The organism is Vibrio sinaloensis (assembly GCF_023195835.1).
Lineage (GTDB): Bacteria > Pseudomonadota > Gammaproteobacteria > Enterobacterales > Vibrionaceae > Vibrio > Vibrio sinaloensis_C.
The window spans coordinates 925043-949081 of record NZ_CP096199.1 but is presented as its reverse complement, the minus strand read 5'-3'; the positions used below and the strand labels follow the sequence as shown (position 1 = coordinate 949081).

General features: G+C 48.3%; 20 protein-coding genes. 5 read left to right on the top strand and 15 right to left on the bottom strand.

Going from position 1 to position 24039, the window contains the following annotated elements; all coding sequences use genetic code 11:
- Nucleotide 1 precedes the first annotated feature (1 nt).
- The 3 genes from tsaB to MTO69_RS04540 all read right to left on the bottom strand — a co-directional run bounded on the left by tsaB (nucleotide 2) and on the right by MTO69_RS04540 (nucleotide 2935).
- On the bottom strand, nucleotides 2-703 hold the full coding sequence (gene tsaB, locus MTO69_RS04550) for a tRNA (adenosine(37)-N6)-threonylcarbamoyltransferase complex dimerization subunit type 1 TsaB (RefSeq protein WP_248331519.1): 702 nt from the start codon (nucleotides 701-703) through the stop codon (nucleotides 2-4).
- A gap of 26 nt (nucleotides 704-729) precedes the next feature.
- Nucleotides 730-2637, bottom strand: a complete 1908-nt coding sequence (locus MTO69_RS04545) for an ATP-dependent DNA helicase (protein WP_248331517.1) — start codon at nucleotides 2635-2637, stop codon at nucleotides 730-732.
- Nucleotides 2638-2731: 94 nt separating this feature from the next.
- The gene (locus MTO69_RS04540) at nucleotides 2732-2935 is read right to left on the bottom strand and encodes a hypothetical protein (RefSeq protein ID WP_248331515.1); all 204 of its coding nucleotides are present in this window, start codon (nucleotides 2933-2935) and stop codon (nucleotides 2732-2734) included.
- 198 nt (nucleotides 2936-3133) lie between these two features.
- On the opposite strand from MTO69_RS04540, the gene purU reads away from it, so the two are divergent.
- Entirely contained in the window at nucleotides 3134-3967 is an 834-nt protein-coding gene (gene purU / locus MTO69_RS04535; protein WP_248331513.1) for a formyltetrahydrofolate deformylase, read from the top strand.
- A gap of 58 nt (nucleotides 3968-4025) precedes the next feature.
- On the opposite strand, the gene MTO69_RS04530 is transcribed toward purU, so the two are convergent.
- The gene (locus tag MTO69_RS04530) at nucleotides 4026-6038 is read right to left on the bottom strand and encodes an NADPH-dependent 2,4-dienoyl-CoA reductase (protein WP_248331510.1); all 2013 of its coding nucleotides are present in this window, start codon (nucleotides 6036-6038) and stop codon (nucleotides 4026-4028) included.
- A gap of 199 nt (nucleotides 6039-6237) precedes the next feature.
- Here MTO69_RS04530 and sppA point away from each other — a divergent pair, with 199 nt between their 5' ends.
- Both sppA and ansA read left to right on the top strand, forming a co-directional pair.
- Nucleotides 6238-8088 carry a signal peptide peptidase SppA gene (gene sppA, locus MTO69_RS04525; RefSeq protein ID WP_248331508.1) on the top strand — a complete coding sequence of 617 codons (1851 nt, stop codon included), beginning with the start codon at nucleotides 6238-6240 and terminating at the stop codon, nucleotides 8086-8088.
- 141 nt (nucleotides 8089-8229) lie between these two features.
- Nucleotides 8230-9246 carry an asparaginase gene (ansA, locus tag MTO69_RS04520; RefSeq protein WP_248331506.1) on the top strand — a complete coding sequence of 339 codons (1017 nt, stop codon included), beginning with the start codon at nucleotides 8230-8232 and terminating at the stop codon, nucleotides 9244-9246.
- Nucleotides 9247-9319: 73 nt separating this feature from the next.
- On the opposite strand, the gene MTO69_RS04515 is transcribed toward ansA, so the two are convergent.
- The 5 genes from MTO69_RS04515 to MTO69_RS04495 all read right to left on the bottom strand — a co-directional run bounded on the left by MTO69_RS04515 (nucleotide 9320) and on the right by MTO69_RS04495 (nucleotide 15078).
- Nucleotides 9320-10828, bottom strand: coding sequence for a M28 family metallopeptidase (locus tag MTO69_RS04515; RefSeq protein WP_248331504.1), 1509 nt, complete (start codon nucleotides 10826-10828; stop codon nucleotides 9320-9322).
- Between the two features lie 189 nt (nucleotides 10829-11017).
- Complete coding sequence (gene serS / locus MTO69_RS04510) at nucleotides 11018-12325, bottom strand: serine--tRNA ligase (protein WP_248331502.1); 1308 nt, start codon at nucleotides 12323-12325, stop codon at nucleotides 11018-11020.
- Nucleotides 12326-12421: 96 nt separating this feature from the next.
- Nucleotides 12422-13768, bottom strand: coding sequence for a replication-associated recombination protein A (locus MTO69_RS04505; RefSeq protein WP_248331500.1), 1347 nt, complete (start codon nucleotides 13766-13768; stop codon nucleotides 12422-12424).
- Between the two features lie 2 nt (nucleotides 13769-13770).
- Nucleotides 13771-14367: an outer membrane lipoprotein chaperone LolA gene (lolA, locus tag MTO69_RS04500; protein WP_248331498.1), complete on the bottom strand. Its 597-nt coding sequence runs from the start codon at nucleotides 14365-14367 to the stop codon at nucleotides 13771-13773.
- 99 nt (nucleotides 14368-14466) lie between these two features.
- Nucleotides 14467-15078: an SEC-C metal-binding domain-containing protein gene (locus MTO69_RS04495; RefSeq protein WP_248331496.1), complete on the bottom strand. Its 612-nt coding sequence runs from the start codon at nucleotides 15076-15078 to the stop codon at nucleotides 14467-14469.
- Between the two features lie 166 nt (nucleotides 15079-15244).
- On the opposite strand from MTO69_RS04495, the gene dusC reads away from it, so the two are divergent.
- On the top strand, nucleotides 15245-16198 hold the full coding sequence (gene dusC, locus MTO69_RS04490; protein WP_248331494.1) for a tRNA dihydrouridine(16) synthase DusC: 954 nt from the start codon (nucleotides 15245-15247) through the stop codon (nucleotides 16196-16198).
- 18 nt (nucleotides 16199-16216) lie between these two features.
- Here dusC and MTO69_RS04485 read toward each other — a convergent pair whose 3' ends face one another.
- The 6 genes from MTO69_RS04485 to cysB form a co-directional block, all read right to left on the bottom strand.
- A complete protein-coding gene (locus MTO69_RS04485) occupies nucleotides 16217-17674 on the bottom strand; it encodes a GGDEF domain-containing protein (protein ID WP_248331492.1) in 1458 nt (485 codons plus the stop codon).
- A 124-nt stretch (nucleotides 17675-17798) separates the two neighbouring features.
- Entirely contained in the window at nucleotides 17799-18593 is a 795-nt protein-coding gene (locus MTO69_RS04480; protein ID WP_248331491.1) for an ABC transporter ATP-binding protein, read from the bottom strand.
- A complete protein-coding gene (locus MTO69_RS04475) occupies nucleotides 18590-19534 on the bottom strand; it encodes an ABC transporter permease (RefSeq protein WP_248331489.1) in 945 nt (314 codons plus the stop codon). Before MTO69_RS04475 ends, MTO69_RS04480 begins: the two co-directional genes overlap by 4 nt.
- A 65-nt stretch (nucleotides 19535-19599) precedes the next feature.
- Complete coding sequence (locus MTO69_RS04470) at nucleotides 19600-20565, bottom strand: ABC transporter substrate-binding protein (RefSeq protein WP_248331487.1); 966 nt, start codon at nucleotides 20563-20565, stop codon at nucleotides 19600-19602.
- Between the two features lie 187 nt (nucleotides 20566-20752).
- Nucleotides 20753-21946: a methyltransferase gene (locus tag MTO69_RS04465; protein ID WP_248331485.1), complete on the bottom strand. Its 1194-nt coding sequence runs from the start codon at nucleotides 21944-21946 to the stop codon at nucleotides 20753-20755.
- Between the two features lie 51 nt (nucleotides 21947-21997).
- The gene (gene cysB, locus MTO69_RS04460) at nucleotides 21998-22972 is read right to left on the bottom strand and encodes an HTH-type transcriptional regulator CysB (protein WP_248331483.1); all 975 of its coding nucleotides are present in this window, start codon (nucleotides 22970-22972) and stop codon (nucleotides 21998-22000) included.
- A 297-nt stretch (nucleotides 22973-23269) separates the two neighbouring features.
- Here cysB and MTO69_RS04455 point away from each other — a divergent pair, with 297 nt between their 5' ends.
- Nucleotides 23270-24034: a DNA repair protein gene (locus MTO69_RS04455; protein WP_248331481.1), complete on the top strand. Its 765-nt coding sequence runs from the start codon at nucleotides 23270-23272 to the stop codon at nucleotides 24032-24034.
- The last annotated feature ends 5 nt before the right edge of the window (nucleotides 24035-24039 follow it).

The following is a 24039-nucleotide window of genomic DNA, read 5'->3' as shown; positions in this document are numbered from 1 at the left end:
ACTACTCGCGACCCGGCAGTTTTTTCCACGCAACGGTATCGCGTAAGTAAACAGGGCTCGCCTCTTCAACACTGACTGTATTGCCTTTTTGCAGCTCAAACTTAGCGAGCTGGACAATGTCTTGTGCATCGGGGAACAAAACCTCACTCGGCTGGGTTGCAAATGCAATGCCTTCCAGCTCAGCACTATAGGCTTGCCAACCTGTCCCTGCTCGATACCAAGACAGTGCATCGGCTTCGCTGTTTTGCGCCACTAAAAGAGGCGGTGTCACACACTCCTCATCGCGCACCAGCCAACTGCCATCTTCTTGACGCACATAACGAGCCCAATAGACTTCACTCATACGCGCATCAATCGCAGTTGCGACCTGCTCTGCACCGTGTATACGATATGCGCCTTGGGCCATCGCAGCCAACGTCGAAACACCAATCATAGGCAAATCTGCACCGAACGCTAAACCTTGTGCAATACCAATGCCAATGCGTACACCGGTAAAACTTCCCGGTCCGCGACCAAAGGCCAGCGCGTCCAAGTCAGTCAGCGTTAATCCCGCCTCCTGCAACACTTCATCCACCATAGGTAGAACTTTTTTGGTATGGTCACGCGGCGCAACTTCACTGCGCACATAGACTTTGTCGTTGACCAAAAGCGCAACCGAACAGTTTTCGGTTGCCGTATCTAGAGCAAGAATCTTTGCACTCATTGGTATCTCTAATTTTTGATGGGTCATTAATGTTCAAGGAATTCTTGTACCACAGCTAAATCTCTGGTGCGTGGTATCGGTGGCAAACTTGCCAAAAAAACACCGCCATACTCGCGGGTGACCAAGCGATTGTCACAAATGATCAATGCGCCTTTGTCTTTCTTATCGCGGATAAGTCGCCCAACGCCCTGTTTTAGGGTGATCACCGCATCAGGGATTTGGACTTGAGCGAATGGGTCTCCCCCTTTGAGCTGACAATCTTCAATCCGCGCTTTCAGCAGGGGATCATCCGGCGCGGTAAACGGCAATTTGTCGATGATAACACAGCTAAGCGCGTCACCTCTAACATCGATCCCTTCCCAAAACGCCCCTGTTGCCACCAGCAGCGCATTACCCAGTTCCATAAACTCTGCCAACGTTTTCTGTTTGCTGGTTTCGCCTTGCATCAACACCGGAACACTCAGTGTCTGCCTAAAACGTTCACCAAGCTCTTTCATCATGCTGTGAGAAGTACATAGAAAGAAGCAGCGTCCTTGGTTTTGCTCAATCACTGGACTGAGCATGGAGACAAGCTTATTGGCCATTCCCGGGTTATTGGGCTCGGGCAAATATCTAGGCACACACAAGCGCGCCTGGCTTTGATAATCAAACGGACTTGGTAGCGACATTTGCGCTTGTGGCTTGAGCCCGAGCCGAGAAGTAAAGTGACCAAAGTCATTGTTCACCGCCAAGGTCGCTGAGGTAAAAATCCAAGCGCCCTGCTTAAGTTCTATCTGCTCATGAAACTTATCTGCCACACTAAGCGGGGTAATATGCAGGCTGAAATGCCTAGGTGTGGTGTCGTACCAATAAGAGTAACCCGTTATTGAGACATCACACACTCTGTCTAGTCGGGCTTTAATGGTATTGGCACGTTCAAATGCACTATCGAGTAATTGACTGCGCCCGAGCGCAAGTTTGAGTACTTCAATGACAAACTCAAGCGCTTCTTCCAGTCTGCGCAGTTCACGTCCGATTGAAGGTGAGGTCAACGCTTCACGCCAATTACCGCGAAAACCAGGTTCACCCAATACGATTCTCAGGTCCATGGCGGTTTGCAGCAACTTCTCGCCCGCTTTTTGCAGCTGACGCATATCTTTGGCTTCAGTGCGATACGCAATCTCGATATCTTTGCTGAGCTCTTGAATCTGACGGCTCGACAACGACTGACCGAAATACTGACTGGCAATATCAGGCAGTTGATGGGCCTCATCAAAAATAAATACTTCGGCTTCTGGTATCAGTTCGCCAAAGCCAGTCTCTTTGATGGCCAAATCGGCCAGAAATAGGTGATGGTTAACCACCACCACATCCGCATCCATGGCTTTTTTGCGCGCTTTTAGCACAAAACAATCTTGGTAACTGGGGCACTCTTTGCCTAAGCAGTTGTCGTTGGTTGACGTAATGGTGGGAATAACCGGGCTGTCTTCGGCAATCGCATCACACTCTCCCAAATCACCGCTTTTGGTTTCAGATACCCAACTACGCACTTTAACCAATTGACTGAGTAGGCTCGGATCCGCGCTTTGATGATGGCTTTCGACCATCTGGCGGCTCAGCCTGTCCAAGCATAAATAGTTGGCTCGTCCCTTGAGCAGTGCGACCTGACCATAAAAGCCAAGCGCATCGGTCATCAGCGGCAGGTCACGATGGAACAACTGCTCTTGCAGGTTCTTCGAACCAGTACTAATGATGGTTTTTTTACCACTGAGCAGTGCTGGCACTAGGTAAGCAAAGGTTTTTCCGGTTCCGGTCCCTGCCTCGACGACCACTTGGGTTTGCTCTTTTATGGCTTTCGCGACCGATTCTGCCATGTCAACTTGCGCTTGCCGAGGTTGAAAACCGGCGATGGCTTTACCCAGTGCGCCTTGCGCTGAAAAGGTCTTTGAAATCATGAGACGGTAGAGGTTGAGACTAAGAAAGGACTAATTATGGCAGCTTTCGACGTGAGGCGCGAATAGGATTTTCGCGCCGTAGCCAATCGGGAGGTTAACGTTTATTGAGATAGCGACTGAGCCAAGCAGGGCCTGAAAAGCCATCTTGCTCCACTTCGGTCATCGCGCGTGCGGCTTCGCTAGGAGACGCTTTGTTTTCCCACATTTGATCGAGAATGTCTTCATCCAATGCCTTGCCACCAGTGAGCGCACTGACACGCTCGCCATATAATTTACGGGCTAATAGCTCTTTATCCATAAATACCACCTAGAAACACGCTAAAGAGGGCAAAAAATTCAATCAAATCGCTGAGCCAAACGGTTAACTCAGATTATTTGTTGAAACCTATTCGATATTAGTTTAATTGTAGCTTCAATAATGCGGGTGAGCTCACCGTTCGGGTTACCCCAAAAAATTCACCATACGAAAAAAATAATTCACGGAAGTTTTAATTAAATGGAAAAGAAAACACTGCTAACGCACTGTACAGACGCACCGGGGCTGATTTCAAAGATCACCAACATCTGTTACAAACACCAACTCAACATCATTCATAACAACGAGTTTGTTGATAACACCAGTGGCCACTTCTTTATGCGTACCGAACTAGAAGGCTACTTCAACGATGACACCTTTCTGGCCGATCTCGATCAAGCGTTACCGCAAGGCGCCAAACGCAAGCTCAAAGGATCGGACCGTAAACGCATCGTTATTTTGGTAACAAAAGAAGCACACTGTCTGGGCGACATTCTAATGAAGAACTATGACGGCAGCCTAGATGTCGAAATCGCGGCCGTGGTAGGCAACTATGATACCTTACAGGGTCTAACCGAAAGGTTTGATATTCCTTACCATCATGTGTCACATGAGGGACTCAATCGCGAAGAGCACGAAAAAGAGATGCTCAAAGTGATTGATCAATACCAAACTGACTATTTAGTTCTCGCCAAGTACATGCGCGTGCTCACACCTTCTTTTGTCGAGAAGTATCACCACAAGATCATTAATATTCACCACAGCTTCCTACCCGCTTTTATTGGTGCCAAGCCCTATCAGCAGGCGTACGAGCGCGGGGTGAAAATCATCGGCGCGACCGCCCACTTTGTGACCAATGATCTCGATGAAGGTCCGATCATTAAACAAGACGTGATTCCGGTTGACCACAACTTCAATGCCCAAGATATGGCGCAAGCCGGTCGAGATGTAGAGAAAAACGTGTTGAGCAAAGCGCTGAATAAGGTGCTCAACGATCATGTGTTTGTCTACGGCAACAAGACTGTTATCCTTTAACTCTCCTTCATTTAAAAGGCCTCCAAGTTGGAGGCCTTTCTGTTTCATTGCCAAGTGACTAGAGTTTGACAGCTAACTCGACACCTTGCTTAATCGCGCGCACCGCATCAAGCTCTCCGGCGTAATCAGCGCCACCGATGACGTGCAGCTTATCACCCAGTAAGTGCCACTGACTTTCAAACGGTCGAACCGACTCTTGCCCAGCACAAATAATCACCTTATCGGCTTCCAGCAGTTGCTGTTTGTTATCGATGCTAATATGCAAGCCTTGCGGATCTATTTTGTCGTAGCTGACACCACCGAGTAGATTGACTCCTCGTTTTTCCAACGTGCGTTTGTGAATCCAACCCGTTGTTTTTCCTGGCCCTTTACCGACACGACCTTTACGGCGCTGTAACACCCATACCGTCTTATCACTGACTGAGTCTGGGTAAGGATAGAGCCCGCCAGGATGGGCAATCTCTTTATCGATGCCCCACTCATGTAGCCAGTCATCTAGGTTGTGACCCGCTGGTTCGGTCAACATGGTCGCTACATCGACACCAATGCCCCCAGCCCCCACAATCGCTACCTTGTCACCGACAAAGGTTTTCTCTTTAATTAAGGTTTGATAGTCGACGACTTTCTCGGGGGTATCAATGCCCGGAATGTCGACTTTACGCGGTTCAACCCCAGATGCCATCACGACTTCATCGTACTCAGCGAGCAAGTCATAGTTGGCTTCGGTTTCTAAGTGCAGCTTTACCCCTGTTTCATCAATGCGATTGGCGAAGTAACGAATCGTTTCTCTAAATTCCTCTTTACCAGGAATCTGCATTGCTAAGCGGAACTGGCCACCGATACGGTCATTGCGCTCAAATAGGTCAACATCATGACCGCGCTCTGCCAGTGTCGTCGCACACGCCAGACCTGCAGGCCCAGCACCGACCACTGCGATGTTTTTCTTCACCTCAGCCGGGGTGACAACCAATTCTGTTTCTCGGCATGCAAGTGGGTTAACCAAACACCCAGCGCGTTTGCCCTTAAACACATTATCCAAACACGCTTGGTTACAGCCAATACAGGTATTGATCATCTGTGATTGGTTCTGCTCTGCCTTGATAACGAAATGCGGATCAGCCAAGAAAGGACGCGCCATCGACACCATATCTGCCTGACCGCTGGCCAAGATTTTCTCAGCTTCTTCTGGCGTATTGATTCGGTTACAAGTGACGATAGGTACATTCACATGAGGACGAACTTTGTCTGTGACCCAAGTAAACGCGCCGCGAGGCACTTGGGTCGCGATGGTTGGAATACGGGCCTCATGCCAGCCGATCCCGGTATTGATAATGGTCACGCCCGCTTTTTCTAGCTCCTTGGCGAGCATCACCACTTCATCAAATGTACTGCCTTCTTCGACTAAGTCGAGCATAGAGAGACGGAAGATGATAATAAAATCGTTGCCTGCCGCTTGGCGAATGGCTTTGACCACTTGTAACGGAAAACGAGTTCGGTTTTCGTAACTGCCCCCCCACTCGTCGTAACGGGTATTGGTACGCTTACAAATAAACTGATTGAGCAAGTAACCTTCAGAGCCCATCACTTCAACGCCATCATAGCCCGCTTGTTGCGCTAGAGTCGCGCTGTTGGCAAACGCTTCGATGGTGTTGTTAATCTGGCGGGTACTCATTTCACTCGGGGCAAAACGAGCAATCGGCGCTTTGATTGACGATGCACTTTGCGCAAATGGGTGCATCGCATAGCGGCCCGCGTGCAACAGTTGCAGTGCGATTTTACCGCCGTGTTTGTGTACGGCTTGGGTGACCACTTGGTGCGCTTTAGCGTGTTTTGGCTTACTAAATTCAGCACTAAATGGGTGTAAGCGACCGCGTAAATTAGGAGAAAAACCGCCTGTGACGATTAAGCCGACACCACCTTTGGCGCGCTCTTCATAGAAAGCCGCCAGCTTTCCTAGCCCCTCTTTATGCTCTTCAAGACCGGTGTGCATTGACCCCATCAACACTCGGTTGCGTAGCTGAGTAAATCCAAGGTCCAATGGTTTAAGTAGATTTGGGTACATGGCAGACATCACTAAACTCTTTTATTATTGTGGTCTGACCAGAATAAAATCAATGCAATCAAAAATCAAACAACTGTTTACATTTTTGTAACACCGATCAATCTCCGGTTGTTTGGGTATACTAGTTTAAGTAGGATGGTGATTATCTGATTTTGTAAGGTCTTACAGCGAATAAGCCTTTAACTGCGGTAAACGCAGCGGAGACACAATGAAAAATATTTTTAAGTTTATCGGCATGCTGTTCAAAGGAGTGTGGAAACTCATCTCCTTTATCCGTATCGCGCTCGTCAATTTGGTTTTTCTGGCGAGTATCGCCGCTATCTATTTTCTCTATACCAGTGCCGACACTCCCGTCCCCACGGTACCGACTAAATCGGCGTTAATCCTCAATATTTCAGGGCCGATTGTCGAACAATCAAGCTATGTGAATCCGATGGATTCGGTAACGGGCTCGCTGTTTGGGCAAGATTTACCAAAAGAAAATGTGTTGTTCGACATTGTCGAAACCATTCGCCACGCTAAGCAAGATGACAAAATTAGTGGCATCGTCTTAGCGCTTAGGGATATGTCAGAAACCAACCTAACCAAACTGCGCTATATCGCCAAAGCCTTAAATGAGTTTAAAGCCAGCGGTAAGCCTATCTACGCGATCGGTGACATGTACAATCAAAGCCAGTACTACCTCGCCAGTTACGCAGATAAAATCTACCTAGCGCCTGATGGTGCCGTGATGCTTAAAGGGTACAGTGCCTACTCTTTGTACTACAAAACCTTATTGGAAAACCTCGACGTCAACACTCACGTATTTCGGGTTGGCACCTACAAGTCAGCGATCGAACCCTTTGTCCGTGACGACATGTCAAACGAAGCTAAAGAGTCTGCTTCTCGCTGGTTAGGCCAACTTTGGGGCGCCTACATCGACGATGTCGCTGCCAACAGACAGCTGCAACCTGACGCGCTCACTCCCGATATGGATGAGTTCCTCACGCTGCTAAAACAAAATAACGGCGACTTAGCCGCCCTGTCGCTGAATATCGGTTTGGTCGATACCCTCGCCACACGCCAGCAAGTTCGTAAAGAGCTTATTGAGGTATTCGGCAGTAATGGCGAAGACAGTTACAACTATGTCGATTACTACGAATATCAAACCACTATGGTGCCAAAGCTTAATCTCGCCAGTGACGATATCGCCGTGGTGGTCGCCAGTGGGGCGATTATGGATGGCTCTCAGCCACGCGGAACTGTCGGTGGTGACACCGTAGCCGCTCTACTGCGCCAAGCACGCACTGACAGTGACGTTAAAGCGGTCGTTCTCAGAGTCGACAGCCCTGGCGGCAGTGCTTTCGCGTCTGAAGTGATTCGCAATGAAGTTGATGCATTAAAAGAGGCCGGCAAACCCGTGGTGGTCTCGATGTCTAGTTTAGCGGCCTCTGGCGGTTACTGGATCTCAATGAGTGCCGATCGCATCGTCGCGCAACCTACGACCTTGACCGGATCGATTGGCATCTTCAGTGTTATTACCACCTTCGAAAAAGGGTTGAACAAGCTGGGGATCTATACCGATGGCGTTGGCACCTCGCCGTTTTCAGATGTTGGCCTAACCACAGGTCTTTCAGAAGGCGCATCACAAGCGTTTCAGATGGGGATTGAGCATGGTTACCAGCGCTTTATTGGTTTAGTGGGGCAATCACGTAATATGTCTGTAGACCAAGTCGACGATGTTGCTCAAGGCCGCGTATGGACCGGACAAGATGCGCTTAAGTTTGGTCTGGTCGACAAAATTGGCGACTTTGACGACGCCGTGTTACTAGCCGCAGAACTCGCAAGTCTTGAAAGCTACAACTTGTACTGGGTTGAGGAGCCGCTTTCACCAGCGCAGCAATTTATTCAGGACTTTATCAATCAAGTTCAGGTAACGCTTGGGGTTGATGTCAGTAGCTATCTCCCACCGTCGCTTGCGCCACTGGCTCATCAAGTGATGGCTGATGCCAGCCTGTTACAGAGCTTTAATGATCCAAAAGGTCAGTACGCCTTTTGTCTCAACTGCCAAGTTCAGTAGCGATGGTATACCGCAGCGCTTAGCGCTTGTTCTACATCGCTGATGAGAGGGGGATTCCTGTGCGAGATCCCCTTTTTATTGGCTTCGATTAAGCTATAATCCTTCGCTCTGTTCCCCCTACAAAACAACTGGTTTCAAGCAATGGCAAGAAAACATATTTATATCGCGTACACAGGCGGTACCATTGGAATGCAAAAGTCCCATGACCACGGCTATGTTCCCGTCGCTGGTTTCATGGAAAAACAGCTCGCAAGTATGCCTGAGTTCCACCGCCCTGAAATGCCAGAGTTTACGATTCATGAATACGATCCTCTGATCGACTCTTCGGATATGACCCCTGCCGATTGGCAGCAAATTGCCGATGATATTCGTGATAACTACGATAACTACGATGGCTTTGTGATCCTGCACGGTACCGACACCATGGCGTACACTGCCTCTGCGCTGTCGTTTATGCTAGAGAACCTTGGCAAACCTGTGATTGTAACCGGCTCACAAATCCCTCTTGCAGAGCTGCGTTCCGACGGACAAGCCAATTTGCTTAATGCCTTGCATATTGCGGCTAACTACCCCATCAACGAAGTCACGCTGTTCTTCAACAACAAACTGATGCGCGGCAACCGCAGTACTAAATCTCATGCAGATGGCTTCAATGCCTTTACTTCGCCAAACCTACCACCACTGCTTGAAGCTGGGATCAATATTCAGATCAGCAGTGATGTACAAGTCGATGCGAAACCGCAAGGTGAATTTAAGGTCCACGACATTACCCCACAACCGATTGGCGTGATCACCATGTACCCTGGCATCTCTCATGAAGTGATTCGCAACACCCTACTTCAACCGGTCAACGCTATGATTTTATTGACCTTTGGGGTAGGAAACGCACCACAAAATCCAGAGCTATTAGCCCATCTAAAAGATGCCTCTGAACGCGGCGTGATAGTGGTTAATCTCACTCAATGTTTAGCGGGTAAAGTGAACATGGGCGGCTATGCCACTGGCTGTGCGTTAGCAGAAGCTGGGGTAATCAGCGGCTACGATATGACACCTGAAGCCGCGCTAGCTAAGCTGCACTACTTACTCAGCCAAGGCTTAAGCTACGAACAAGTAAAAGTGCAGATGCAGCAAGTGCTGCGCGGTGAAATGAGTATATAGGTGTTCACCGGAGAGAGGCCTCAGTATCATTAACGCGTCTCAGCAAGGCGGCCAGTCAGGCCGCCTTTTGGCGTTAGTTGGACGAAGCGGTCAACGTGACATCACTATAGGTAGAATATGCATCAAGCATAACGTGATAGGTCCCCGCAGCAGCTTGTTCAAAACGACAAGTTTCTGTATTGCCGTTGCGATAAGGTCTGCAGTCCCAGTTGGACTTGGATGCAGGAGAGCCGTACTTCACATACAAGTCAACGTCCCCACTTCCACCTTGTGTCGTTATGGTGAGATCTTTGACTGCACTCAACTCAAACGTATAGCTCTGCTGACTTGAACGCACACCTGACAAACCTATTTTGGGAACGCCATCCTCCAGAACGTTATCGTTTGGAGCGTCAATCGCATTGGCCATTTCAACCACATAAGACAATCCCAGTTTGGTAAACTTCACTGCGTGACCACCCGTTGGGTCGGAGTTTTGCAATGTGTCTTGCGACGTATGAATATTGGGATTGTAGTCGTTAAACTTGGACTCAAATGGCATTGCCGCGGAATAGCCCACTTTGTGCCAAGACGCATGATCAGAGCAAGCGTAACCACATTGGTCATAGCCATAAGTCAATTCAGGAATATACTCATCGATTAGGCTTGCTAAAAATTGAGTTAGATTGCTGTCGGTGTAATCGGTAATAAAGACGATATCTTCTGCTGAACCTTGATAGTTCGTCATATCCAACTGAAGAACCGAAACGACGTTTTTCCCCTCTGACTTGTAGCGATTCGCGATATCTTGCGAGCCTCTTAAGCCTACTTCTTCCGCCGCATAGGCCATAAAAGCGACAGAGCGTTTGGGCTGAAAATTGTTCTCTGATAGAACACGAATGATTTCACTAACACCCGCTATCCCTGAGGCGTCATCATCCGCACCAGGCGCTATAGACTGCTCATTGGTACGCGAACCAATAGTCGAATCTAAATGGCCCCCTACCACGACCCATTCATCAGGTTTCTCAGTACCTTCAATGGTTAACACTACCGATTTTTGATTGTAGCCGTTGTGAGCAATCTGCTCTACGTAGGCTTGAGCCATACCAGAAGTCAAACTGCGCCACTCATTCGCAATCCAGTCCGACGCTTGTGCCCCCGATGTGGTCGTGTAGAAGCGGTTGTTAAAACTGGTTAAGGAACGAATGGTGTTGGTTAATTCGCTAGCACTCACATAGGGCAACCATGTATTCAGCTTTGCCTGCTGAGTAAGTTCAGGTATCGAAAACTGAGAAAGGCTTTGTGGCATAACGCTCGCAGCCATCGCTCTTTGTGCAGACGCATGAACCATGTATCCCCCACAACGATGGTGCTCTTCGTGCATATTGTGTGAAAGTTGTGCAAGCTCCTTAACGTTAACTTCACCGACCCACACATCACCACTGCTTGCCAGTGAATGGGGTAATAATGGCTGTGCTCCTGACTGAGTCACAGTATGAGCGGCATCTGCGCCAATCGAGATCCAGACTTTTTCTTCTGCATAGACATCGCTATGAACTGAGATTAAAGCCAGTGCCACCAACGTTTTTGTATATTTCATTATCCTCTCCATGGGGTTAAAAGCCCTTACAAGTTAGGATAATTATTCTAGAAACGAGAAGTATTCACTTTCTCTCGAAGTGTAAGCACATTTTGTCACTAAATCATCAATAGACGAGCGCCTACTAAAAAGGCGACTCAATGAGTCGCCTTTTATCTATTTCATGTTTCGACCAAACGAACCTTTCGATTAACCGATATGGGTTGCGCCACCCATGTACTTCTGAAGAACGGTTGGGATAGCAATACGGCCGTCGGCTTGCTGGTTGTTCTCTAGAATGGCAACCATAGTACGACCAACCGCTAGACCAGAGCCGTTGAGTGTGTGTACAAGCTCAGGTTTCTTCTCGCCTTTACGACGGAAGCGAGCTTGCATACGGCGTGCTTGGAAATCCCACATGTTCGAACAAGATGAGATCTCGCGGTAAGTTTCTTGCGCCGGAACCCAAACTTCTAGGTCGTAAGTTTTACGAGCGCCAAAGCCCATGTCACCAGTACATAGCACAACTTTGCGGTAAGGAAGTTCGAGAAGTTGTAGCACTTTCTCTGCGTGACTAGTCAGCTCTTCCAACGCGTCCATTGAATCTTCTGGGCGAGTGATTTGTACTAGCTCAACTTTGTCGAACTGGTGCATACGAATCAAACCACGAGTATCGCGGCCGTAAGAGCCTGCTTCAGAACGGAAACATGGTGTGTGCGCAGTCATCTTAAGCGGCAGATCCGCTTCATCAGAAATCGTATCGCGAACCATGTTGGTCACCGGTACTTCTGCAGTAGGGATCAGCGACAGCTTGCGCGGCTCTTCGTCATTCACTTTCTCTTCTAGCGGCTCAGTATGGAACAGGTCTTTACCAAACTTAGGTAACTGACCAGTACCAAATAAGCTGTCTGAGTTGACTAGGTACGGGACGTACATTTCGGTGTAGCCATGCTCTTCAGTGTGAAGGTCAAGCATGAACTGCGCGATAGCACGGTGTAGGCGAGCAAATTGACCTTTCATCACGATAAAGCGTGCACCGGTAATTTTAGTCGCGCTTGCGAAATCAAGGCCACCGCCCATTTCACCGAGATCAACGTGATCTTTGAGCTCAAAATCGTAAGTTTTTGGCTCACCCCAACGTGAAATCTCTACGTTGTCAGCTTCATCTTTACCGTCAGGTACATCGTCAGCAGGCAAGTTGGGTACTGATAGAGTGATCTCTTCCAGTTTGGCCATCACAGCGTCAAGTTCAACTTTTTTCGCATCAAGATCGCTACCTAGAGAGCCAATTTGCTTTTTGATCTCTTCTGCGCCTTCTTTATCTCCAGCCGCCATTTTTTGACCGATCTGCTTGGAGATGGAGTTACGAGTGGATTGTAAATTTTCAACTTCGACTTGAATCGACTTACGTTGCTCTTCAAGGGTGCGGATTGTTTCTACGTCTAGCTTAAAGCCACGACGCGCTAGTTTTGCAGCTGTTTCATCCAGCTCTGTACGAAGTAATTTAGAATCCAGCATTGTTAATCCTATGCTTTTTTAGTTGTGAAGTGGCGCTTGAGCATCGTGCTCAAACGCTAAAAATATTAACCGAATAAATGTATCTAAAATGGAAGCTTATTCATAGCGCTTTTGTGGGCTTTTTGCGTCTAAACTAGCCAAGTAATCTAACTTTTCACCAATTTTGGTTTCTAACCCTCGGTTAGTCGGTTGATAGTAGCGAGTCTGAGCGATTTCTGGTGGGAAATAGCGTTCTCCAGCCGCATACGCGCCGGGTTCGTCATGGGCATAACGATACTCCGCACCGTAGCCTAAATCCTTCATCAGGCTCGTTGGCGCATTACGCAGATGTGGCGGCACCTCGTACTCTGGGAGGTTATGGGCATCGTTAAGCGCTTGCTTCCAAGCGGTATACACAGCGTTGCTTTTTGGCGCACAAGCCAAGTAAACAATCGCCTGAGCGATCGCTCGCTCTCCTTCAGCCGGGCCAACTCGGGTGAAGCAATCCCAAGCTGAAAGCGCCACCTGCATCGCGCGCGGATCCGCATTGCCCACATCTTCTGATGCGATAGCCAGTAAACGGCGAGCAATGTACAAAGGATCGCATCCCGCTGCGATCATTCTTGCAGCCCAATACAGAGCGGCATCTGGGTTAGAACCTCGAATTGATTTATGCAGGGCGGAGATTAAGTCGTACCAGATGTCACCTTTATTATCGAAACGCGATACCTTCTCACCCGCCACTTCCGCCAAAAGCGGTAACGTCAGTTGCTTGATGCCTTGTTGATCTTCCTCTGCCATATCATAGAGCAGCTCGAGATAGTTCAATGACATTCGCGCATCGCCATTGACCAGTTCCGCCAGACGGTCAAGCACATCGTCAACAAACTGCGCCGATACTGCGCCCAGACCGCGCTCTTTATCATTGATCGCTTGTTCAAGTGCTTGCCTGATGTCTTGACTGGCCAATGAGGTCAGTTTGTACACTCGGGCACGTGACAGTAATGCATTGTTCAGTTCGAACGAGGGGTTCTCTGTGGTCGCGCCGATAAAGGTCACTGTCCCATCTTCAATGTGCGGCAGAAAGGCGTCTTGCTGAGATTTATTGAAACGATGGACCTCATCGACAAACAGTATTGTTCGATGCCCTGCTCGTTTATTCTCACGCGCTCTCTCAATCGCGGCACGAATTTCTTTTACGCCAGAGGTCACTGCTGAAACCCGCTCAACTTCGGCATTGGCATAGTTGGCCGCGACTTCGGCAAGCGTGGTTTTTCCTGTTCCTGGTGGGCCCCACAAGATCATCGAGTGCAAATGTCCGGCCTCAAGCGCCCGTCTTAACGGCTTGCCCGGACCAACAATATGCTGCTGGCCTATATATTGGTCGAGCGTCTGAGGACGCATTCTTGCCGCAAGGGGGCGAAAATCTTCGTCTCCAGAGAAATCAAATGAGTAGTTACTCACAATCAGTTCCTTTGGTCATCAACCTCTACCCCTTGCGGGATGACAAACTGAAATCGCTCTGCATTGGGTTTAGTGAGGTTGATATTTTTGAAAGAAAAGTTGCTTTGCTGTCCATCTTGTTCGATGACACTAAAACCTTGGACTGCGCCCGAGGCGTCAATTTTTAGCTTGAACTGCCCCTGATTGCTATCAATTGCCGTCGGCGTTAAGGTGAAGGTGTCCCCTTGCTGCTCGACAGAATAGTTATCCCAATCACTGGCACGGTTTCGGGTTAACAACACAAACGGAGTTTGCTCCGTCGCCTGCTCTTGCCAGTATATACTCACCTGTTCGATAAAAGGGCTGTAGTACCATAGGCTCTCACCATCTGATACCAGTACGTTTTCATCCGGTGCGGTAGTGGTCCAGCGAAATAGGCTCGGCCGCGCAATCTCAACTTGCCCTTCTCCCTCCATCACAATGTCGCCGTCAGGGCTCACTAGCTGTTGGCTAAAGTCAGCACTGAACCCATCATTCATTTGCAATCTTTGGTTCAGTTCGTCTTTAGGTGCAGCCAGAGCAGTAAAGCTCATCATCAATAGGGCAGCGAATTTTTTCATGTTGTGATTATCCTAATTCAGCTCGTTCTACTTGTTTATATCTTGCTTTATCATCACGTTTGACCGAGAAAGGTCAACTTTGTTCGCTAGTCGATGTCATTAACCACAGCACTGCTTAAACTTTTTGCCACTGCCACAAGGACAAGAATCATTGCGGCCTATCTGCTTATAAGGATTCACACTCTGAGCTTTAGCGCCCACCATTGCTTCGTCGGCTGCTTGTGCCACCTCAGACATCATCAGATCAAGTTGAGGTAACAAATTATCCAACTCTGGCGGCTGCTCAACGCCTGCTTGGCGCATCTGCTGCTGGGTTTGCTCTTGGTCGATCGCCAACATAAACGTGGTGAGCATAGCCTGCAACATACGCATCGTTCCATCAGAGAGAGAAATCTTTGCCCATTGTGGTTCAATCTCTGGCCATAGGGTCATAAAACCTTCGGCAAAGTCCGCCAACTGTTCCTTGGACGAAGTAGGTTCCAGTAAACCTAGCAGTGAGTACTCGCTCGCTTTAAGAAACTGATATTGTTGAGTGATGTGCTGCTCAACCTCGGTTTTAACCGCACTGGCTTGGTCGCCAAAAATGTCGCTCAACCAAGTTTCAGGGGCTGTCGGTTTAGTCGCTAGGTTCGCAGCAAAAGTGACGCCCTCTAGGTAATAAGAGGTCTCATCGCAGAGAGGCTGTGCAAGGGTAAGAAGTGAGTAGTTCATGCGGTAATCTAGATTAACGTTGTTTTCGCTATTATAACCTGATGCAGTGCACAGGGTCACGGCATCTCTAGGATTAGGCTCAGAATCGCTTCTGCGTCATGAATAGGGATGACATTTTGCGGTCAAGCTTCTAAAATCACGCCTCCCGATTTGGAGACGTTTTATTATGCGAGTTGTTTTGGGCCCTATGGAGGGTGTGCTAGACCATTTGATGCGAGAGATCCTAACCGACATCAATGACTACGACCTTTGCGTGACAGAGTTTGTCCGTGTTGTCGATCAATTGCTGCCTGATCATGTGTTCTATCGTTTGTGTCCCGAGCTTCAACAGGGCTCGCAAACCAAATCAGGGGTGCCGGTCCATATTCAATTGCTTGGTCAAGACCCACACTGGATGGCACAGAACGCGATTCGCGCTGCGCATCTTGGCGCTCGCGGCATCGACTTAAACTTTGGCTGCCCTGCAAAGCTGGTCAACAAAAGTAAAGGCGGTGCGGCGCTACTGCAACACCCAGAACTGATCCATAACGTGGTGAAAGCGTGTCGTGATGCGGTCCCTTCATCCATCCCTGTCACAGCCAAAATACGTCTCGGCTGGGATAACCCTGAAGACTGTTTCGAAATCGTCGATGCAGTCCAGTCTGCGGGCGCAAACGAATTGACGGTTCATGCGCGAACTAAGACCGGGGGATACAAAGCCAGTGAGATCAAGTGGGACTATATCAACCAGATTCGCCAGCGATTTACCATTCCGCTGATCGCCAATGGAGAAATCTGGAATTATCAAGATGGTCAAGCCTGCATTGACACCACGGGCGTTGACTCGTTGATGGTCTGTCGCGGCGCCTTCAACGTGCCAAACCTAGGTAACGTCGTCAAACATAACCACGCCATCATGCCTTGGTTTGAGGTTGTGGAGTTGCTTTTGGTCTACTCGCAATACGAAATGAAGGGGGATAAAGGTTTATACTACCCTAACCGAGTCAAGCAATGGTTCTCGTACCTGCGTCAGCAATACCCGCAGGCAGCCGAGCTGTTTCGCGAGATCCGTACGTTCAACAAAGCCGCCCCTATCGTTGAGCACATCACCCGTTATCGTGATGAATTAACCAGCCACTAGGATCTGTTGACCATAGGCCTAAAATACAATCTGGTTTTTACCGTGGGTCTTGGCATGGTAGAGTTTTTCATCAGCGGCTTTAAACAAGCGCTCAAAGTTCAAGTGAGTGTCGCCGCTGACGATTTCCGCCCCGCCAGAAATGGTAAAGCCTAATTCCAGAACCTGAGTGGAATCTTCGCGCACTGCCTCTAACACTCTCTGCAAACCCACTTTAAGTGGCTCAATATCGCTGCCGGTCATAAAGATCACGAACTCTTCACCACCAATCCGCGCAGCAGCATCACTATTTCGAATGCAGGCACTGAGTTTGTTGGCCATGTAAATAATGACTTGATCGCCAACATCATGACCGTAGGTATCATTGATTGACTTAAAGTTATCAATATCAAATACCGCAAGAGCAATGTACGAGCCGGTATGCTCCATCGCCAAATAACTTTCTAACCCTCTTCGATTAAGCAGGCCCGTCATTGGGTCTTTTGCAGCAAGCTGCTTGAAGTACCGCCGTTCATGGCGAGTATTGATAAAAAATAAGATCACAACCAAGAAGAGATAAATGAAACCGCTGACCGCAAGACTATTGCGGTACTGAAAAAAGAAATGACGTAATTCTCTCGGCCAATCGGTCATGTAAAACACCATATAAGGCTCTGCTATCCCCTCAAAGGCAAATTGCTCCACCCTAAGCGCATTAAGCGGAAGCTCGGCTGCTGTCGAATCAATCAAGCCGATCTCTCCCGCGAGGCGATTATGATTGGCCAGAATCGTATTTGCGTCGATATCTAACGAGAGAATGCCTTGATGCACATCTTGATTGAACACCGCCATCGACAAGCCCATAACAGCTTGACTGGTGATGTCCACCTGAGCAGGTCCAGATAACGTGATCAGATCTCTATTGTGGCTAGTACGTTGCCAAAAGGGCCGCGCTTTAAGGGTTTCAAGTAATTGTTTGGTGATGGTTTTCGCGTAGGTATCTGGGGAGGACATAACATAGCCCTCACGATCGATATAGTGAATCCCCAACACAAATTCATCGATATCATGTAAAAATGATAGGACTGGCGCGAGCGAAACTTGGTTACTTATCCGCTGATACATGTCACTTTGTGGATCGCACAACTCCGCGTCCCCCACTAGCATGTAATTAATATCAATGGCAGGGATGTTACTTTTGCCATCTGCTCGCAACAGCGCATCAATTGGCCACATTTGACAGGTGCCTTCCACCACTTTTTTGTTGTGGTCGATTAACCAGATAAAGTTCGACTTAGCATAATTGGAAAAGCTGTAATCAATTGCTGACAGCACCCGAGCCGAACGAGAGAGTGCCGTGTGAATGCGCTGATACTCATCGTCCAACTCACGATTCATCGCATCGTTATGATTTTTGACCATCAGTGCCACAAATACTAATACCAGCGCCATTGGCATCAATAAAACGAACACGAGGCTAAAGTGCCGAGAAGCCTGCATTACCATCCTTATTGCAAAAACGCCTATCTATACTGCCATAGTATAGATAGGCATCACTCTAGTGAATAAGACTGAGTGTGACACAAACTATAGTTTGATAATCATTTATTACGTCAGCTATCGATCAATTTAACAATAAACTGTCATCCGCCAGCTCTTCGCCACGCACCTTGGAAAACATCTCCAAAAGATCAGGCACTTGCATATTGGCACGCTGCTCTCCTGCCACATCGAGTACAATCTCACCTTGATGGAGCATGACGGTACGATCGCCACAGGCGAGCGCATCTTTCATCGAATGAGTCACCATCATTACGGTCAAATTGAACTCGGCAACAATTTTCTTGGTCAGATCGATGATAAACGCTGCCATACGCGGATCGAGTGCCGCAGTATGCTCATCTAGCAACAGAAGTTTACTATCGGACAAGGTAGCCATCACTAGGCTTACAGCTTGACGTTGACCGCCTGAGAGCAGACCGATACTGTCGCCGAGTCTATCTTCAAGCCCTAAACCGAGTATGCTGATTCGCTCTTGAAACAACTTACGTCGCTGACTCGATAAAGATAAGCTCCAACCGCGAGATTTACCACGCATATAAGCCAGCGCCATATTCTCTTCGATGGTTAAGTCACCACAAGTGCCCGCTAGCGGGTCTTGAAACACGCGAGCGCACTGTTTAGCGCGCTGGTCTACGGTTTGCTTGGTCACATCAAACTCATCAATGATAACCTTGCCACCTACCATCGGGGTTTCTCCTGTAACTGCCCCTAACAAGGTGGACTTCCCCGCGCCGTTTGAGCCGATCACAGTCAAAAATTGATGCTCAGGTACCTCCAGTGTTACCCCGCGTAGCGCTCTGTTTTCTAATATCGTACCTGGATTGAATGTGACTTGAATATCTTGTAAACGTATCATGCGGTCTCTCCTGACTCTCTAGCCTGCTTCGCTGCCTCTTTACTCTGAGCAGGAGTACTACGCTTTTTTGCTTTTAGGTTGCCTTTGATCTTAGGCGCAATGAGGGCAATCGCCACAAGCACAGCCGTCACCAAATTCAAGTCAGAGGCTTGCAGGCCAAACATTCCAGTACTGAGTGCAAATGCCACTGCAAGGCGATACAACACCGAACCGACAATCACCGCGAGTACTGCAACCCAGATCTTGCGCCCGGGGATTAACGTTTGACCCAAAATAACCGCAGCAAGCCCTACCACGATAGTCCCCACCCCTGATGTCACGTCGGCAAAACTGTTAGTCTGTGCAAATAGCGCACCAGCAAAGCCGACAAAACCATTGGATAACGCCAAGCCAAAATAGGTATAAAACGCCGTGCTTGCTCCCTGAGCTGAGACCATACGTGCATTAACGCCAGTAGCTCGCAAACCAAGCCCGAAGTCACTGTTTAAAAGGCGCACCACCAGCCACGCGGAAACCAGTACCAGCAAACCGACCATCAATGGACGAACTAGCATAGGATCCCCTAAGGTTTCAAACGGAGTTAAGATGGTTTCTTCACCGAGAAGAGCGATGTTTGGTCGGCCCATGATGCGGATATTGATCGAGAAGGCGGCAATCATAGTCAGAATCGAGGCGAGCAAATGCAGAATGCCACAACGAACGGCTAGAAATGCGGTCACCCATCCCGTCGCAGCCCCTGCAATAACCGCCATAAACGTTGCTAGCCATGGGTTGATGCCCGCGACGATAGCGGTGGCGGCAACCGCTGCACCCATTGGGAAACTGCCGTCAACGCTTAAATCAGGAAAATCAAGAACACGGAAAGTGAGATAGACACCTAGAGCCACAAGGCCGTACAACAACCCGATCTCTAGCGCGCCAAAGAAAGCAAAAGCAGACATAACTACTCCCTAACTGTTAAAAACATGCTTTCAAGCCGAACATAGTTCGGCTTGAAAACGGGAGATTATTTAACGCTAGTCGCGCGATCGAGAACCGATTGAGGGATGGCAATACCAAGTTTCATCGCAGCACTGCTGTTAACCACCAAGTCTGAGCCTTTGGCAACTTTAACATCTAGGCTACCAGGTTCAGTGCCTTCAATGATAGCGGCCACATAGTCAGCGGTTTGCACGCCCACTTGGTAGTAATCAAAACCTAAACTAGCAATCGCACCTTTTTCAACGTAAGACGTAGCGCCGCCTAGAACTGGAGTTTTGGCCTGATTAGCCGCGACTATCATGCCTTCGATGGCACTGGCGACAGTATTATCGGTCGGGGCGTAAATCACATCTGACTTAGCCGCAATTGCTTGAGTGGCAGACTGTACATCTGCGCTCTTTAACGCAGTCGCTTCGACAACTTCTAAACCTTGCTCTTGAGCGCTCTGCTTGAGGAGTTCTACCAAAGTCACCGCGTTAGCTTCGCCAGGGTTAAACACCACACCAATAGACTTAACATCTGGCATGATTTCTTTAATCAACTGGACGTGTTGACTCACTGGAGAGAGATCCGAAAGACCGGTCACGTTTTTTCCTGGTTGCTGCATCGTTTTAACCAACTTAGCTCCAACCGGGTCGGTAACCGCAGTAAACACGACTGGAATTGAGCGAGTCGCTGAAACTAAAGCTTGCGCCGTAGGGGTCGCAATACCGACCAGCACGTCTGGTTTTTCACCGACGAACTGACGCGCAATCTGCACTGCGATCGCTGGGTTACCTTGTGCGGTTTTGTAGTCGAACTCAAGGTTCTTTCCCTGCTCATAACCTTTCGCTTTTAAACCATCGAGCAACCCCTGACGAGCCGCATCAAGTGCGGGGTGTTCGACAATTTGTGATACTGCAACTTTGGCGGTTTTAGCCATAATACTGGCTGAAGAGAGTAATGTGACACCTGCGAGTACGGCGGTTGCTATGACTGTTGCTGCTTTCATCTTAACTCCTTGATGTAATACCCAATCCTTTGAGGGTCCTGGCCAGGTATAAGCAAATTTATGTTGTGTTTATATCATCGTTATTACTGCACATTTTGTGTGCATAACAAATATTATTACCAGTTAGCTGTACAAAAGAAAAGCAGGTTTTAACATCAAAGTAACAAAAAGAGAGGCAGGTGAGCGTTTAGTCTTTCACGGCGTGGATCAATATGTTACGTGGGGTCGCCTCACGTAAGCAGAACTCAGATAGCGAAACTCGGTACCCGACATCTTGCAGGTATAAGACTTTATCGAGTGCTAGCCACAGCTCTAACACTCGGCGAAACGGTTGTTGAACCAAGCTAAGGCGCTCCATATGCCAAAATCGCTCAATACCCCGCTGATGGTAATCGTGGAAATCAACGGGCGGCAAAGCAAAACCTTTTTGTTCACTTGCCCACAGACAAAATGCCTCAAAGCCCTCAGATAGCTGAGACTTTTTAATGCTCGGCATCGGCTGGTAGTCTGTTTGGCCGAGAATCTCGCGCAAAAGAATATCCAGACCTAAACGATAGCTCATCTCATCGACTCGGTGGCGCTTGACTCGCTCTCCACCGGTCACCGTCTCTTGTAGCGGGATTCTAAGTTCCTGCTTGGTCAAGCTCAGTGATGATTGCCGTGCCTGTTTTGACAGAGGCCGATAGTGCTCGTCGTTGATGAGGTGATAACAACAAGGGGAAAAGCTAATGGCAGACAGTTGGTGTTGCACAGCCTGTTGGACCAGCGCCACGTGTAAATCACCACACGCGTGAAGCGCCACGGCATGTTGATGCGGATGAAACACCTCACTGGCTTGCTCAGAAAAGGCGTCACCTTGGACAAATTGCATCGCAAGACCAAGCTTGTCAGCCTCACTCTGCCCTGATTGACACAAATTTGGCTGGAATTCAAAACTGGTGACTCTTTGGCCAGTTTGACTGGCTAGAATTCTGCCCAAGAAGCCTTTGCCCGAGCACCACTCCAACCACTGTTGGCCATGATGGTCATCAAGCAAGGCCTCACCCATAGAGTAAATCTGCTCTAATTTGCGTCCAGGAATGCCGTTATCAAGCCCTCTAGGCAGATCTAAAGTTTGCTTTCGGCTAAGTGGTAATTGAGTCCAGAGACTGATGCATTGCAGTTGCGGCAAAAAGCGAGTTAATACATCCAACAAGGACGAGGTGTCTTGCTTGTACTCTTCTATCTGAGATTGAGTCAGAGAGGCTAACCAATCACACAGCAATGGATGGTGATCTAGCCAGGGGAAACAGCCTTGCTGACTAAGAAAAAATGGCTCGAAACGCCAATAATCTTGATTGTCGAGTAGAAATTGATCGAGTGTTTGGAATTGATTGAGCATGACTTCCCCCTAGCGCGTAGTGTAGAGGGAAGTGGATCAAGATGGTAGCCTTTAACGCACGGGTAAATCGATATCCTTAAACATCTCTTCGATTTCAGCGTTTGACTTAAGTGACAGCGCTTGCTCGACCACTGGGCGAGTCAAATGCGGAGCGAAACGCTCCATAAAATCGAACATGTAAGAACGTAAGAAGGTACCGCGTCTAAAGCCGATACTGGTGGTACTCGCGCCGAAGATATGGCTCGCATCAATCGCAACCAAATCAGTGTCTTGCTCTTGGTCAATCGCCATACTCGCAATCACACCCACACCGATGCCCATTCTGACATAGGTTTTGATCACATCCGCATCCGTGGCGGTAAACACAACCCTTGGGGTCAGGCCGTACTTATTAAAGGCCGTATCTAGCTCTGAGCGCCCAGTAAAACCGAACACGTAAGTCACTAATGGGTAAGAGGCCAAGTCTTGAATCGACACCTTCTCTTTTTGCGCTAACGGATGATTCTTCGGCACCACAATGGAGCGATTCCAGTGATAGCATGGCAACATAATGGCGTCTTGATAAAGATGCAGCGCCTCAGTGGCAATCGCAAAATTTGCCGTGCCCTTAGCGATAGCCTCCGACATCTGCGAGGGTGTACCTTGGTGCATATGCAGAGACACTTTGGGATAGCGAGCGGTGAAACCTTTGATCACATCGGGCAGTGCGTAACGTGCCTGAGTGTGGGTGGTAGAAATATTGAGCGTCCCCATTTCTGGATGGGTATGCTCGCCTGCTACGGCTTTGATGCTTTCAACCCGGGCGAGGATTTCTTGCGAGATACGAATAATGTCTTGACCAGCCCCAGTCACCTGGGTCAAATGCTTTCCGCTGCGCTCAAAAATTTGGATTCCGAGCTCATCTTCCAACAAACGAACTTGTTTACTGATCCCCGGTTGCGAGGTATATAAGCTCTCCGCAGTCGCGGAAACATTCAAGTTATGGTTGACGACCTCAACAATATACTTCAATTGTTGTAATTTCATTCTTGACCTCGTAATCCCTTAGCAAAGCCGCATAGCGAGCAGACATAGTTTATAATATTTAGTTATAACGTCTCTATCGGCAAATTGATAGTCCAATCGCATTCAAGCCTCAGAAAAGCGGTGTACTTTTCCTTTGAATGATGATTTTGCAAGCAATTACTCAGAATATGCGTTGTATTGATGTTTTTGATTAATAAAATTGATCTGTTAGGCGATAATACAAATTAGGTGCAGGGACTTTTACATATCATGTATGCTAACCTGCTAACCATTAAGAAAACATAAGATACGGAATTTATGAATATTGGGTTAATCATAGCTTTAGTTGCCATCTTACTCGTCTTGGTTCTTGGCTATAACATTATGCTGCAGTATAAGGTTAAAGCGGAAACCGCTCGCAAGCAGGAAAGCTCGCGCTACCTACAAATCATTGATGCGACTGAAGAATTGATCGGTCACGCTCACCACATGCCGTACAGCAAAGAGTTGTTACTCTGTCTTAATACCCGTATCTTGGATGCCCTGCAGAACATGCACGAGCTTGATCCCAAAAATAAGCAGCTTGAGCAACGCGTCATCAACATGAAGCAGCAAATTCAGCAGCTTAAGGACAATCATCCAGGCGAAGAAAGCACCTCGTTTAAGGTACCAAGTAGTGACAAGCAAGCCATTGTGATGTTGAAGCTAGTCAAGCGACTACGAGATACGATTCGTAGTGAGCACAACAAAGGCCGCTTTGAAACTCAAGCTTATGTGGCTGAGAACGCTCGTCTAGAAACCATTCAAATTCGCATTAACATTGAAAACGTCATTAAGCGTTCAAACGACGCCATTGTTCGTGGTCAACCTGGTACAGCAATCCAACTGCTCAAAAAGGGCCTTGATGCCTTAGCTACCAAAAATGACAACTATTCCAATCAAGCTCGCGAAAAGCTACAAACCATGTACGACGAGCTGGAATCTAAACGTCAAACTAAAAATGCAGAAGAGCTACACCAAATCGCAGAAGACCAACGCAAGAACGATATGGACGAACTCTTTGGTGAAAAGAAAAAGTGGTAATATAA